This is a genomic window from Nitrospira sp. (assembly GCA_030692565.1).
Lineage (GTDB): Bacteria > Nitrospirota > Nitrospiria > Nitrospirales > Nitrospiraceae > Nitrospira_D.
Map to the genome: position 1 here is coordinate 60,671 of JAUYAO010000056.1, position 13,232 is coordinate 73,902.

Here is a 13,232-nt window from a genome sequence, read left to right on the forward strand (position 1 = left end):
CTATGGCGACCAAAGTGCCTGCGAAAAAGAAAACGGAAGCAAAGAAGACCAAGCCGGCCCCTGCGGTTGAGTCCAAGAAGGCTGCTCCATCTGTCGTCGTGACGGCAAAGGCGGCTCCTGCACAGATTATTATTGAGGCGATGCGTCCCAAAGAATCGGCGAAAGACCGGGATGCCCGTGAACGCCGCCAAGAAACATTGCACCAGATGTTGATGGGCAAGCGCCAGGAGATCATCCGCGAGATCGAAGGCAACCTGGGGCAGTCATTGACCGAGGATCAGCAGCGTCGACTGGAGTCGGCCCGAGATGTCGGTGACCAGGCGTTGATGGATCTTGATCGCGAACTCGGCATCTCCCTCATGGAGATGCGCAATCGCCGTCGGCAAGCCATCGATGAGTCGCTCAATCGCTTGCGTGACGGCACCTATGGCATGTGTGCCGAGTGCGGAATCGAGATCAGCGAGAAGCGGCTTCAGGCCGTGCCGTTCGCCAAGCTCTGTGTCGAGTGTCAATCCAAAGCCGAGTTGTTGGAAAAGATTGAAAAGGAAGAAGATCGCGATTGATCGCCCTCTTCCTCCCGCGCCCCGTCATGTGCTGAGCCGCGTCCCTCTTTCTTTGCGGTGCTGCATGAAACCTCATGCCGGGGCTGATATCTCTGGTTTCCCCTCCATTCATGTCATGCCGCATGATGCCACATCCCAGCGCCGTGCCGTTGTCCTCCTGAGTGGGGGGCTGGATTCGACGGTCACGGTCGCCGTGGCCAGGCAGGAGGGGTACGAGCTCTTTTTGCTGACCGTCGCCTATCGTCAACGACACGCCATTGAGATCGAGCAAGCCAAACAGGTGGCTGCCGCATTCGGCGTCCACAACCATCTGGTCGTGGAGGTGGATCTCCGCGCGTTGGGGGGATCGGCGCTGACCGGAAATCTGGTCGTTCCCAAGGATCGTCGGGAGCAGGAGCGGGCGCAGGGCATTCCGGTCACCTATGTCCCCGCCAGAAACCTGATCTTTTTATCGTTGGCTGCGGCCCATGCCGAAGTCGTGGGAGCATCGGCTATTTATTTCGGAGCCAATGTGCTGGATTACTCAGGCTATCCCGATTGCCGTCCGGAATTCATCCGCGCATTCGAGCAGGCCGTGGCGGCCGGCACGAAGAGCGGGGTCGAGGGGGCGCGCCTGGAAGTCCGTGCTCCATTGTTGACGTTGTCCAAGTCGGAGATCATTCAACTGGGCCTGAGACTCCAGGCCCCGCTCCAGCTGACGCATAGCTGCTATGATCCGATCGGATCGCTGGCCTGTGGCCGTTGTGATAGCTGTCTTATTCGTCGACAAGGATTTGCCCAGGCGGGAGTTGAGGATCCGGTCGCATATGCGGTACGGTAGACTCCAACGGAAAGAGGGTTGTGATGTCTCCTGAAGAATTTTTTATGTATCTCACCATCGGGTTGATCGTCCTCGTCCCGGTCGGTGCACGGGTGTATCGTCGGATTACGCTGGCGAAGACGCAGGCGATGCTGCAAGAGCAATTCGGGCAGCCGTCCCGGCCACCCGATCAATCCACTCCGAAGGAGTAAGTCGTCGATGAAGATCTCACGGGCGTGCGGCATGGCGGTCCTCTTCTGTGTTGTGGGTGTCGCTCCGGCCTGCAGTCAGGGCGAGTCCGCACCCAAGGCGGCGGTGAATGCAGTGGTTCCCGCGGACGTGCAGCCGGGAGAGGGTAAATTTAAAGCCAACTGTGCTGCCTGCCATGGGGTCGGTGGAGTCGGGACAAGTCAGGGCCCCCCGCTGGTCCATAAAATTTATGAACCGAACCATCATGGCGATGCCGCGTTTCAGCGAGCGGCTGCGAACGGGGTGAAGGCTCACCACTGGGAATTCGGAAATATGCCCAAGATCGACGGAGTGACTTCTGACGATGTCGATCAGATCATCAAGTATGTGCGCTGGTTGCAGAAACAAGCCGGTATTTTCTAGCGGCTTTTGCGACATCCCCTCTTCCGTCGTCAGTTCTCCTCGACTCGTGACGTAGCCTCTTTCCCTGGTTTGACAATCCGTCAAAGCGCTTCGTAAGGTATTGCCATGAGATTGGTTCGCCGCTGATAGGCGCCGGCTATTCACCCATCACCGTCTGCGATGGAGACGGGGCTAACCGAGGAGGGGCGTATGAGGAGAGACGCGAGCAGTTTATGTGGAATCGTACTGGCATTCGGATGGATGGTCTTGGGGACCGGGTGCGTGGCCATCGAGGCAGGGCATGAGGGGGTCTTGGTCGAACAGCCGTTTTTCTTCGGCCATGGCGGCGTCGATCCGGTGCCCACCAAGACGGGCCGCGTGGTCGTGGCTCCCACCACGAAAGTCGTCGATGTCGATATCCGTCCGATTCAGTACTCCGAGCATTTCGATATTATCTCGTCAGAAAATGCGCCGGTCTCGTTCGATGCGTTCCTGATCGCGAATGTCATCGAGGGGAAATCGCCGGAGCTGATCAGCAAGTACGGCCCCAATTGGTATGCGAATAATGCGAAGGAAGCCTTTCGCACCTTTGTGCGCGAAGAAGTGCAGAGGTATCCCCTCTTCCAGCTGACGACCGATCCCACCACCAGGCAGAAGTTGCAGGATGCGATCGCCAAAGAAGTGCAGACCAAGCTGATCGAGAAGCAGGGCATCCCGGTTCGGCTCAATCGCGTGGTCGTCGGGAGCATTCTGCCGCCCAAGGGCGTGGTGGAGCAGACGACGCAGACCATTATCCAGGAACAGCGCAAGATTACGATGGTGGAATTTCAAAAAGCGGAAGAGTCCCGGGAGAAAGCCGAAAAGCAACGCGGCATCGCGGATCGCGCCTATCGTGAATCTCTCGGCCTGACGGCGCCGGAATTTGTCGACCTGCGCCGCATCGAAGTGCAGAAGGAAATCGTGCAGCACTCACCCGCCGCCCTGACCGTCATCATGGGCTTAGAGCGCGTCGGCATCAACATGCCGCCGCTGGCATCGGGACAGTAGTCGATTGACGCGTTTTCTTCGGACGAGGAGGGCGGTGGGTCGCGCACAGAAGGTGTCGCTGACTGGGCAAGAAATGGTTTCAGGACAGGCTTGAGTCACAGAACCTAAGCGTGAGAGGGAAACGGTACGGTCTGTAGGGTTTATGTATATGGAAAGGGGAGTCTTCCGCCAGGGAGACTCCCCTTTTTTGTAGGCTGAACAGGCCGAGTCATATTGTGCCGTGAGAAAACCTTGAGGGAACGACCGGGGGGCGTAGCTGGGTACAGACCATTACGATGCAGGCGAGAAGGCCAGCGCACGGCTTCTGATGTCAACCGAGGGCATGGCGCGAACGGAACTGGCCGTCGCGATGAGTAGCGTACGCTCTTCCTGGGTCAGACGGTGAAGGTCGCCGCCTTCAAAGTACACAAGGGCTTTCAGGCTCTCGCTCGGCTGAAACGCAGGTCCGTACAGGGCGCGTGCGCCGGCCAGTCCGTGGGAAAGGCTGACTCCGGCACGAAGCAGCGCGGCGATATCTTGATAGTCTTAGGCCTCGATCCGCTGCAAGATCACTTTCAGTTTCGTGGCCATCAAATCATCGAGTGCTGCCACTTGCAGTATCCCATCAGCCGTCACGTCCGGCTCACCCACCCGCCCAAATGACAGCGTACCAAAGAAGGAGACTTTCACATGCTGATCATCCGAGGTGTTGGGAGGCACAAGGACCGTCAGGGAGTCAGGTGTGTTTTGGAGGAGCGTGGCTCGGTGAAGAAAAGGAAAGGACGAAGAGAGCGCGGTCCGATTCAATGGCTGGTCCGTGAAGAAGTCAAAATCGACGGACGCCCGGTGCCCGAGTCGCAACGCAATCGCCGTTCCGCCGTAGAGCACAAACCCCATCCGTGGCGCCGGACGGAGTTCAGTCCACAATAGGCGTTGTGCAGAGGGTAAAATCTCTAAGTGGGGCGTAAAGGCGCCGATCATGCGACGGCCCGCGCGGGCATCGTCGGCACCTGATTGGGAGGAGCCAGCCCAAGCCGGTAGTGCCAGTAGGCCCAAGAGCGTGCCGAGAATTGCCCGATTTCAGCCGTGCGTAACACCTCACGGAGATAGTCGTCACCTGTCAGCGCCACCAATGCTAACACATCATCATAGTCACCGAGGTTCATGACCTGGGCCGCTACGCGCTGTGGCATCGAGATGGCCACCTCCGGGGTGGTCCACCAAATATACTTCCGGGCAAAAGGAAGGAGCGAGGTTGGATCACAGAGCATCATAAGCCGCCGCATGAAGAGATGTGTAGAAGATTGTATGCTAGATCGCGGTGATTGCCAATAACCTTGTGCCATGGGGGCCACCCTATGGTCGCCCAGGCGATTGCAGCCAAGGGCACTCGTCATCAGCGCTGCCTGGTCCTAAATGGGGAGTTTTCCTTGAGTGAGGCTCTTCTTTCTCTTTGTGGACAAAGCTATTCAACAGCGGGAGGTAGGCTCTGGCAAAACAGATCCACGGTTTTTCGGAACAGAAACAACGCGGTGTCTTGAGGAGAGGCGGCGAGTGCTGCTTGTGCGGCAATGCGCAGGTCATCAGCGGTAATCTGGTACCGCCGTGCGACGAGCAAAGCGTCTTCCAGATCTACATCGGTGCCGCGCCGTAGTTTTGCAAGAATGAAATCGATCGGCGTAAGGACGCTGACCCGGAGATTAGGCCGATTGACGAGAACTGTGGCCCGGTCGCGGTAGCCCGGAGGCATCGCCACGACCGACCAGCCTGAAAAGTTTTGCGTCAGGTCAGCCGGCACCTGCGCGGCAGTCAGAAAGTTCAGTAATCCGTCGAGTGGCCCCACTACTTCCGCATCCACATCGCGAGTTGCGCGATCGGGAATGCCATAGGCAGGCAGTGCCAGAGCACCAACCAGAAGCAGGTCGAGCGTCGTGCCGGTCTCGGCGACATAGCGTGCTAAGAGCGCAATGAGTTGGTCAGTGTTGAGCGTGGGCAAAATACAGCGCCTCGGCGAAGGCCCGGTAGTCTCGCGAATCGATCGGACCGGGAGTGGAGGGGAGGGGCGTGCGGTTCAAGACAAACGTAATCAGCCGGCGATACTGGGTATACCATCGGCACGCAGTCAGGAACGCCTCATGGACCGCCGGATCAGAGTGCCAGGGAGAAAGATCCAGTCGATCATTCACGAGAATTTCAAGCCACAGCACCCGTCGACCTCGGGCTGTACGAAGGGCGTCCTCAATAGAAGACGTGCCCAAGTAGGCCGGCAAGAGCCGCAGGGGTGACTCGGTAGAGGGCGTGGTTGGGGACGGTTCCATAAGCGCAGTGTAGCAGAACTCCAATAAAATGTAGCAGGGGCCTTACGCTTCGAAGGCCGTACGCGGAATTCCGCTCTGACGAATAATCGATTGAAGTGTACCGATACGGAGTTCGACATGATCTGGAACGGGCACTGTCACCGTGCCGGAGGTGGTATGCCGTTGCATCACCATGTGGCTACCGCGTTGGCGGACCAGATGGAATCCGTGTTGCTAGAGAATGCGACAGGCGTCTCGTCCGGAGAGGATGCGGAGTTTACCCATGCGCCGCTTCAAAGCGGGTGACGAAGACTTCCGTGTGAAGGCGACGTTCGATTTCAGCAGGATCGGCACACTCCAGAAACAGTTCCACGGCCTCTTTGAGATTGGCGGTGGCTGACTCCACCGTCTCTCCCTGGCTCGCCACGTCAAGTTCCAGGCAGAGCGAGACAAACCCGCTGCCTTCTTTTTCAACAATCGCGGTGTAGCTTCGAGATCCCATCGTGTGCGAGCCTTTCCCATGGAGCGGAGGACGTTGATTGGACCTCAATATAGTCGATCTTGGCCGTGCTGCCTAGTTGGGATGCGAAGAATGTCATGAACCGTAGGCAAGCCATTCCGTAGCACGAGGTGCGACATTGGCGAGAATGGCAGCGGAGAAAACCGCAAAGGGAAAGACAAGAAAAGAAGAGCGGGAAGATCTGAAGCGTGAAGCCTGAAATGCTCTCGGCAGGGGGAGCCTGCCGGATACGTCAGTGCTTAGGCACGGGGCTCATCATTGAAGGGGTAGTCCGCAAGAAATAGATCTCTTCGGCTCTGCCATAGGGTCAAATGCGCCGTTGACAAGGGAGCCGAACAGTCGATAAGGTCGCGCCTGTTTTGGTTAGGAATAGATGTAAATGGTGGTATTTCTGAATTGTGAAGGTGGCTGCGTGCGGTTTGTCGTCGCGAGACATCACGAGAGAAAAACGGGGACATTCTGCATTATCGAGCGGCCTGAGGCGCTAAGCGGGGTTTAATTATGCCACGGACTGCGCGTGCGTCAGTCGGAGACTATTGTTACCACGTGATCAATCGGGGTAACGGTCGGTCCGAGGTGTTTCATGCGGAGGGGGACTACCAGGCGTTTATGGATCTGCTGAGCCAGGCGTCCCAACGTATTCCCATGCGTGTGCTGGCGTACTGTCTCATGCCCAATCATTTTCATCTCGCGCTCTGGCCCTCCCACGATGGAGAGCTGAGTCGATGGATGCAGTGGTTGTTGACGGCGCATGTCAGACGGTATCACCGGTGGCACGACTCGAGCGGCCATGTCTGGCAGGGCCGGTTCAAAGCGTTTCCGATCGAGCAAGACGATCATCTCCTGACGGTGTTGCGCTATATCGAACTCAATCCGGTTCGGGCGCATCTCGTGTCGCGAGCCGAACACTGGCGGTGGTCGAGTGCCCGTGTTTGGAGGGAAGCGGTGCGAGGCCCTCGGGTAGAAGCCGGACCGGTGGTACGGCCCGAGTCGTGGCTCGAGTGGGTGAACGGGTCGATGGAGGAGAGGGACGTCCAACGGATCCGACAGAGCGTGAATCGCAACGCCCCGTTCGGATCGGACGCATGGACTGCGGTGACGGCGGAGCGGTTGGGGTTGGATGCGAGCCTCCGACCGATCGGACGCCCACAGAAATTAGTGGAAACGTAGAATGTCCCCGTTCCGTTGTTCCCGAAATAGTTCCATTTTGAGGATGGGATGAGAAAGGATGGCGGCATGAGGAAACCATTACTCTTGGTCTTGCTGATCGGTCTCCTTCCAGGGTTGCTCTCGGCCTGCGTGAGTTTTGCCGAGACGCCAGGGGAACGGTTTCAGAAAGTGATGAAGGAAATGGCCGAGCTCTGCCAGAGCAAGAAACTGATCGCGACGGATTCGCGCTGCATTCTGCCCAAGATGCAACCTGCCGATCCGTTAGCCACCGAAGAAGGTCGGTTCGCCCACTCGATCAAGATCCCCAATCCAGTCCCTGAAGACAGTGGCTACAAGCCCGGCATGTCGCCGGAACAATACTTCGACCATCTCTGCAAGACGGAGGCGGGCGAGTTCATCTACAAGACGGTGGAGAATGTGGAGGGGCTCTATTTCATGCGGCCGAGGGAACAAGCAACTGATTACCACCAAGAACATCTCTATGCTCTTGAAGATCCATATGGGTATACCGACTGGGAAGCATCAAGGCTTCCGACCATCTTTGTGAATCCACCATGGGCTGCCTATTCCTATCTAGAAGCACCGTTGCTTTCTGGAGCAAAACCGAAAATCGAAGGGGCAAAGTTTAGACGATTTTCAGGTTATGCTCAGGAAAAGTCCCCAATGATTGAAGAAGAGATAAAGGTCCTAAGCAGTAAGTATGGCGTCACGTGGCGCGGGATCACCCGACCGTATGATCGAGAGCTGGGTATTGCAGGTGGAGAAATGATTATCCTGGATCTGCAGAACAATGAAGTGTTGGCTGTCCGCAGAGGGTTCATTCGTAGTGAGGGTGTGAGAAATCTTACCGGAACATGGTGGCTCACCGGTCATGTATGCCCTAAGTACGAAGGAAAAGCCTTTAACAAAGATGGCAATTTCGCCCATTGGTTTATTGTTAAGGCTCTAAAGCCAAAGAACGCGAACTCAGAAGGAGGGAAATAATGCCGCAGACCAACATCACGACTTGGCTCGAGTTCGCTCTACAGCAAATGGCGGCTGAAAGTTATCTTGACGGCATCAACAGGCAAGACAATCAAGCGGTAATAGATCGCTTGGTGGCGGGCAACAACGCGCCCGGAGTGAGTTCGCCAAATCCTGGCGCAACTCGCTTCGTGAATCTGACGAGTCTATCAAATGCTAGTCAAATCATTGGTAGCGCTCAAGCCTTTGTCGCCCACTATCAGATCGTTGACCATCATGCCAATGATGCTACCGGATTTTCCGCAACGTTAATGAGGAACAATCAGACTGGTGAATACACACTCTCCTTTCGCAGCACCGAATACAAGAACCAGGTAGATGGCGGAGACTATGAACGCGACGGGGCGAACGGGCTCTTCCTGACTGGCGCCGACGGCGAAATCGTCACGAAGGGTTTCGCATTGGGGCAATTGGCGGCGATGGAGGACTACTTCAATGATTTGAAGCAGGGGCTCAAAGCGGATGGCAGTGTCGATGCGACGCTCCAGGCCTTCTTCGCCAACGGCGGGAAGATTAATGTGACGGGCTATTCCCTCGGAGCGCACCTCGCGACGGTGTTTACGGAGATGCATGCGGCGGAAGTGATTCATACCTATACCTTTAATGGCCCCGGCCGCGGCACGTTCAATGTGACTTTGTCAGACGAGGCTGCCGAAGCACAGCGTATGCAGCAAATGATTAGCAAGCTGACGCTGGTGTTGCTGAATCCCGATGCGGGGTTGTCGACACCGAGGCCCCCTGATGACCAACTACCATTTGGCTATATTCTGGCCAAGAACGCCCAGCAGGCCGATCCCACCTTCAATCCATTTGCCGCCGGGAACACTGCCAGTGTGTACAACGATGCGCGGTATCTCTGGGCTAAGGAGGTTGTCTCCGCTCAATTCGGCCCACTCTCCAGCGGTGCCGCCGACATCGCGCGCACCGATGGCGCCTTCAGTCTGATTACCCAAATTGTCGGTCATGCCTCTCAAGGCGACACGGAATATGTGGCGAACTCCGGCAACCATGCGGCCGAAACCCGAGTCTTCATTGAAGATCAACCGAATCTCGATGGCTTTGGCGGATTCTTTGGCGCGAATGGCGATTTTGGGACCACCCACAGCATCACGCTGATTGTGGATTCGTTGGCCACACAGGAACTGTTTCAGACCGTGGCCCCGACGCTCACGCAACCGGAAGTCGAAGCCGTCATGTCCGCGTCTTCAAATGAACGAGCCACTGGCTTCACTGTCGGCTCGTCCGGAACGGCAGAAGCCAAGTCGTTAGAACATGCAGTTGATGCGTTACGGAGACTCTTTTTGCCAGGACCCGTGAGCGAGACCACCGCAGACCCGGCGACCGGCGGGTTCGGCAATCTCGCCAACCGCAACACCTTTTACACCAACATGGCGGCAGTGAAAGCTGCGGTTATCGCCCAGCAAAGCCAGAACGTGACGTTCAATATTCAGAACCTTACAGACCCGAGTGTCACGCTGGCGGTGCTGTCCGGTACAGCGGACACCGACACCGATCAAGGCCTGGCCTATCGGTACGCGCTGAAAGAACTGAACCCCTTTGCAATTGTGGCCAATACCCCGCAGGCGAATGAGGCATTATACGCATCACATAACGATCAGGGCCAACTCGATCGATTCAACCTGGCAGATGGGACCGGCTCGCTTACGTCGCAATATCTGACCGATCGGGCGCTCTTCTTGGCGGAGAAGATTGCCCTGAATCAGCTGGATCAGGATACGACGACGCGCAGCATTCACTTCCAGGATGTCGCCAGCACCTACGAAATCAAGACGCCCCTCACGCTGGCCCTCGCGCAGCGCGAGTTCCTCTTCGGTTCCGATACTCTCGACACGCTCACGGGCGGGAGCAAGGACGATCGTCTCTACGGCGGCGGCAGCGTGGATGTGCTCATCGGGAATGCAGGACGGGATTATCTGGAAGGCAACGGCGGCAGCGATCGGTTGGAAGGCGGCGCCGGCGCCGACAACATGATTGAGGGAGCCGGCAACGATACCTATCTGGTGGACGATCTCGGCGATCAGGTCCTCGAAGTCGGCGACCATGGAACGACCGATACGGTCGAAAGCTCGGTGACCTTCTCATTGGCCGGTACCACCGTCGAGCATCTGACCCTCACCGGCACTGCCAATCTCAACGGCACCGGCAACGAGCTGGACAACGAGATCACCGGCAACAGTGGGATCAACCGGCTGGACGGCCAGGGCGGGACGGATCATCTGCTCGGGGGACTCGGCAACGATGTGCTGATCGGTGGGATGGGTGATGGCGATCTGCTGGAGGGCGGCGCGGGGTTCGACACCTACCTCTACAACGCGGGAGACGAGTCGGATCGGATTGAGAGAGATGTCGTGAAATTAGCCTTGACATCGTGATGTGGTCAGTTCTATTGTCCGCTGGTTTTTGTAAAGTATGGATACCGAAATAGTTCCATTTTGAGGATAGGGCAAGAAAGGATGGCGGCATGAGGAAACCACTACTCTCCGTCTTACTGGTCGGTCTCCTTCCAGGGTTGCTCTCGGCCTGTATGAGTTTTGCTGAGACACCGGGAGAACGGTTTCAGAAAGTGATGAAGGAAATGGCCGAGCTCTGCCAGAGCAAGAAACTGATCGCGACGGATTCGCGCTGCATTCTGCCCAAGATGCAACCTGCCGATCCGCTCGCCACCGAAGAAGGGCGCTTCGCCCAGTCCATTAAGATTCCGAATCCTGTCTCGACAGACAGCGGCTACAAGTCGGGGATGACATCGGAACAGTACTTCGAGCATCTCTGCAAGACTGAAGCGGGAGAGTTCATCTACAAGACGGTGGAGAATGTGGAAGGTTTTCATTTGATGCGACCGAGAAAGAGAGCCACGGATTATGAGATGGAGCATCTCTACGGCCTGGAGGCTCCTTATGTCGAGGTTCACGGTGAGTACCACAGTCCAGAAGAGTATTTTGTGCAACCTCACTTGGGCAAGTACCAGTTTTTAGAGGTGCCACTTGCCAAATCGCAGGATGCCAGCAGCTACCGACGCTACTACCGAGATGAAAACGCTCATCCGGGGAAGGACTATCAAACAGCAATTAACGGGCGATTTGTGCGTGTTCCGTACATTGTGGCGGAAAAAGAAGCGCAGTCACTGAACAGTAAATACGGAGTTACATGGCGCGGGATCACACGACCACATGATCGAGACCTTGGAATCGCTGGCAGTGAACTGATCGTCTTGAATTTGGAGACTAACGAAATCCTCGCAGTTCGGCGAGGGTTTAAGCGAACTGGAGGAGTGCGCAATCTTACGGGAATTTGGTGGTTAGCAGGTCAAACCTGCCCCAAGCTGAGCGATAGACCTGACCACTGGTTTATTAGAGACGTCTTAAAGCCTGCCGCTGATCTGAAGAAAAAGGAGAAATAGTATGGCCACCCCCATTCAAACCTGGCTCAATTTTGCACTCCAGCAAATGGCGGCGGAATCCTATCTTGATCAAGTCCTATCTGGACGATCACTCGTCGACGTCCTTACCAATGGAAACAACAACGCTGACGTGATTCCTGTTGGCCAGTTTACTGGCGCGACGCGTTTCGTTGACCTAGCAGGTTTCGCGAATGCCTCGCAGGTCACGGGCAGTGCCCAGGCTTTTGTGTCCCGCTCCGACATCGTCGACCACCATGCCAATGATGCGACAGGGTTTTCGGCTACGCTGATACGTGAAAAGGATCAGAACGGACAACTAACCAACAATTTCACTCTGTCTTTCCGGAGTACGGAATACAAGAACCAGGTGGCCGGTGGCGACTATGAGCGCGACGGCGCGAATGGCCTGTCTCTCACCGGTGCAGACGGCGAGATTGTGACCAAGGGTTTCGCCTTTGGCCAGCTCGCGGCCATGGAGCAGTATTACCAAACGACGGTGAAGAGCCTATTGCCGACCGGTGCGGTCCTCAACGTCACCGGCTATTCATTGGGGGCTCACCTCGCCACCGTGTTCACGGAACTGCACGGCTTCGAGACCAACACGCCTTTCTCGTTCGGGCATACCTATACCTTTAATGGCCCTGGCCGCGGCACGTTCAATGTGACTTTGTCAGACGAGGCAGCCGAAGCGCAGCGCATGCGTGAGATGGTGAGTAAGCTGACTCAGGTGTTACTTGATCCCGATGCGGGATTGCCGACGCCACGACCGCCCGATGACCAATTGCCATTTGGCTATATCCTGGCCAGAAATGCCCAGCAAGCCGATCCCACCTTCAATCCCTTTGCCGCCGGGAATACCGCGAGTGTGTACAACGATGCGCGGTATCTCTGGGCGAAGGAGGTTGTCTCTGCCCAGTATGGTCCGTTATCGAGTGCCGCTAGCGATATCGCGCGGACGGACGGGGCCTTCAGCCTCATTACTCAAATCGTCGGCCATGCGACGCACGGGGACACGGAATATGTGGCGAACTCCGGTAACCATGCGGTGGAGACCAGCATCTTTATTGAAGACCAACCTAATCTGGATAATTTCGGTGGGTTCTTCGGGGCAAATGGTGATTTTGGGACAACCCACAGCATCACGCTGCTTGTCGATTCGCTGGCCACGCAGGAGCTGTTTCAGATCGTGGCCCCAACGCTCACGCAACCGGAAATCGAAGCGGTCTTGTCCGCGTCTTCAAATGAACGCGCCACTGGCTTCACTGTCGGCTCGTCCGGAACGGCAGAAGCCAAGTCGTTAGAACATGCAGTTGATGCGTTACGGAGACTCTTTTTGCCAGAACCCGTGAGCGAGACCCCCGCAGACCCGGCGACCGGCGGTTTCGGCAATCTCGCCAACCGCAACACCTTTTACACAAACATGGCGGCAGTGAAGACGGCATTAGCGGGGCAGACCTATCGCATCGAGCCGTTGTTGACGGTGCCTGGTCTTGGCACGCCCGGCCCGGTGCTGGCGATCCCGGCCGACGTGGTGCAAGCCCGCGCGCAAGAGCAGACCGATCGTGGGCTGGCATACCGCTATGCGCTGAAAACGCTGAATCCCTTTGCCGTCATCGGCACCACCGCCGAATCCAATACGGCTCTCTATGCGTCCCATACGAATGGGGGTGCACTCGATCTCTTAAATCCCACCGATGGCACGGGCACGCTGACCACGCAGTATCTCACTGACCGGGCATTGTTCTTGGCGGAGAAACTTGCGCTCAATCAGCTCGATCGCGACACATCCACTCGAGGGAATTACTTTATCGATGTGGCGAGTGAT

Annotated in this window: 16 protein-coding genes; 11 read left to right on the top strand and 5 right to left on the bottom strand. The window is 56.7% G+C overall.

Annotated features, from left to right (window positions below):
• Window positions 1-2 precede the first annotated feature (2 nt).
• The 5 genes from Q8N04_15625 to Q8N04_15645 all read left to right on the top strand — a co-directional run bounded on the left by Q8N04_15625 (window position 3) and on the right by Q8N04_15645 (window position 3,000).
• Window positions 3-563 carry a TraR/DksA family transcriptional regulator gene (locus Q8N04_15625; protein MDP3092103.1) on the top strand — a complete coding sequence of 187 codons (561 nt, stop codon included), beginning with the start codon at window positions 3-5 and terminating at the stop codon, window positions 561-563.
• A 64-nt stretch (window positions 564-627) separates the two neighbouring features.
• The gene (queC, locus tag Q8N04_15630; protein MDP3092104.1) at window positions 628-1,383 is read left to right on the top strand and encodes a 7-cyano-7-deazaguanine synthase QueC; all 756 of its coding nucleotides are present in this window, start codon (window positions 628-630) and stop codon (window positions 1,381-1,383) included.
• A 23-nt stretch (window positions 1,384-1,406) separates the two neighbouring features.
• A complete protein-coding gene (locus Q8N04_15635) occupies window positions 1,407-1,574 on the top strand; it encodes a hypothetical protein (GenBank protein MDP3092105.1) in 168 nt (55 codons plus the stop codon).
• Between the two features lie 7 nt (window positions 1,575-1,581).
• The gene (locus tag Q8N04_15640) at window positions 1,582-1,974 is read left to right on the top strand and encodes a cytochrome c (GenBank protein MDP3092106.1); all 393 of its coding nucleotides are present in this window, start codon (window positions 1,582-1,584) and stop codon (window positions 1,972-1,974) included.
• A gap of 189 nt (window positions 1,975-2,163) precedes the next feature.
• Window positions 2,164-3,000 (top strand): SPFH domain-containing protein, encoded by an 837-nt coding sequence (locus tag Q8N04_15645; GenBank protein ID MDP3092107.1) that lies wholly within the window; start codon window positions 2,164-2,166, stop codon window positions 2,998-3,000.
• A gap of 525 nt (window positions 3,001-3,525) precedes the next feature.
• Here Q8N04_15645 and Q8N04_15650 read toward each other — a convergent pair.
• From Q8N04_15650 to Q8N04_15665, 4 genes are all read right to left on the bottom strand, one after another.
• Window positions 3,526-3,960, bottom strand: coding sequence for a nucleotidyl transferase AbiEii/AbiGii toxin family protein (locus Q8N04_15650; protein MDP3092108.1), 435 nt, complete (start codon window positions 3,958-3,960; stop codon window positions 3,526-3,528).
• Window positions 3,957-4,172, bottom strand: a complete 216-nt coding sequence (locus Q8N04_15655; protein MDP3092109.1) for a hypothetical protein — start codon at window positions 4,170-4,172, stop codon at window positions 3,957-3,959. The genes Q8N04_15650 and Q8N04_15655 overlap by 4 nt, the downstream gene beginning before the upstream one ends.
• Window positions 4,173-4,444: 272 nt before the next feature.
• Entirely contained in the window at window positions 4,445-4,975 is a 531-nt protein-coding gene (locus Q8N04_15660) for a DUF6036 family nucleotidyltransferase (protein MDP3092110.1), read from the bottom strand.
• Window positions 4,956-5,186, bottom strand: coding sequence for a hypothetical protein (locus Q8N04_15665; GenBank protein MDP3092111.1), 231 nt, complete (start codon window positions 5,184-5,186; stop codon window positions 4,956-4,958). The genes Q8N04_15660 and Q8N04_15665 overlap by 20 nt, the downstream gene beginning before the upstream one ends.
• Window positions 5,187-5,414: 228 nt before the next feature.
• On the opposite strand from Q8N04_15665, the gene Q8N04_15670 reads away from it, so the two are divergent.
• Complete coding sequence (locus Q8N04_15670) at window positions 5,415-5,582, top strand: hypothetical protein (GenBank protein ID MDP3092112.1); 168 nt, start codon at window positions 5,415-5,417, stop codon at window positions 5,580-5,582.
• Here Q8N04_15670 and Q8N04_15675 read toward each other — a convergent pair.
• Window positions 5,554-5,778: a type II toxin-antitoxin system HicB family antitoxin gene (locus Q8N04_15675; GenBank protein MDP3092113.1), complete on the bottom strand. Its 225-nt coding sequence runs from the start codon at window positions 5,776-5,778 to the stop codon at window positions 5,554-5,556. The two genes, Q8N04_15670 and Q8N04_15675, sit on opposite strands and share 29 nt — an antisense overlap.
• 519 nt (window positions 5,779-6,297) lie before the next feature.
• Between Q8N04_15675 and Q8N04_15680 the strand changes: the two genes are divergently transcribed.
• From Q8N04_15680 to Q8N04_15700, 5 genes are all read left to right on the top strand, one after another.
• A complete protein-coding gene (locus tag Q8N04_15680) occupies window positions 6,298-6,966 on the top strand; it encodes a transposase (protein MDP3092114.1) in 669 nt (222 codons plus the stop codon).
• 66 nt (window positions 6,967-7,032) lie between these two features.
• Entirely contained in the window at window positions 7,033-7,950 is a 918-nt protein-coding gene (locus Q8N04_15685) for a hypothetical protein (protein MDP3092115.1), read from the top strand.
• Window positions 7,950-10,382, top strand: a complete 2,433-nt coding sequence (locus Q8N04_15690; protein ID MDP3092116.1) for a hypothetical protein — start codon at window positions 7,950-7,952, stop codon at window positions 10,380-10,382. Before Q8N04_15685 ends, Q8N04_15690 begins: the two co-directional genes overlap by 1 nt.
• Window positions 10,383-10,471: 89 nt before the next feature.
• On the top strand, window positions 10,472-11,407 hold the full coding sequence (locus Q8N04_15695; protein MDP3092117.1) for a hypothetical protein: 936 nt from the start codon (window positions 10,472-10,474) through the stop codon (window positions 11,405-11,407).
• 1 nt (window position 11,408) lies between these two features.
• On the top strand, window positions 11,409-13,232 hold a 1,824-nt coding region (locus Q8N04_15700), incomplete at its 3' end, for a hypothetical protein (protein MDP3092118.1).

Excerpts from the sequence above, each read along its gene's own strand:
- Q8N04_15695 (MDP3092117.1), top strand. The coding sequence starts at position 10,472 with ATGAGGAAACCACTACTCTCCGTCTTACTGGTCGGTCTCCTTCCAGGG.
- Q8N04_15650 (MDP3092108.1), bottom strand. The coding sequence starts at position 3,960 with ATGATCGGCGCCTTTACGCCCCACTTAGAGATTTTACCCTCTGCACAA.
- Q8N04_15680 (MDP3092114.1), top strand. The coding sequence starts at position 6,298 with ATGCCACGGACTGCGCGTGCGTCAGTCGGAGACTATTGTTACCACGTG.
- Q8N04_15625 (MDP3092103.1), top strand. The coding sequence starts at position 3 with ATGGCGACCAAAGTGCCTGCGAAAAAGAAAACGGAAGCAAAGAAGACC.
- Q8N04_15635 (MDP3092105.1), top strand. The coding sequence starts at position 1,407 with ATGTCTCCTGAAGAATTTTTTATGTATCTCACCATCGGGTTGATCGTC.
- Q8N04_15685 (MDP3092115.1), top strand. The coding sequence starts at position 7,033 with ATGAGGAAACCATTACTCTTGGTCTTGCTGATCGGTCTCCTTCCAGGG.
- Q8N04_15670 (MDP3092112.1), top strand. The coding sequence starts at position 5,415 with ATGATCTGGAACGGGCACTGTCACCGTGCCGGAGGTGGTATGCCGTTG.
- Q8N04_15675 (MDP3092113.1), bottom strand. The coding sequence starts at position 5,778 with ATGGGATCTCGAAGCTACACCGCGATTGTTGAAAAAGAAGGCAGCGGG.
- queC (MDP3092104.1), top strand. The coding sequence starts at position 628 with ATGAAACCTCATGCCGGGGCTGATATCTCTGGTTTCCCCTCCATTCAT.
- Q8N04_15640 (MDP3092106.1), top strand. The coding sequence starts at position 1,582 with ATGAAGATCTCACGGGCGTGCGGCATGGCGGTCCTCTTCTGTGTTGTG.
- Q8N04_15645 (MDP3092107.1), top strand. The coding sequence starts at position 2,164 with ATGAGGAGAGACGCGAGCAGTTTATGTGGAATCGTACTGGCATTCGGA.
- Q8N04_15655 (MDP3092109.1), bottom strand. The coding sequence starts at position 4,172 with ATGCCACAGCGCGTAGCGGCCCAGGTCATGAACCTCGGTGACTATGAT.
- Q8N04_15690 (MDP3092116.1), top strand. The coding sequence starts at position 7,950 with ATGCCGCAGACCAACATCACGACTTGGCTCGAGTTCGCTCTACAGCAA.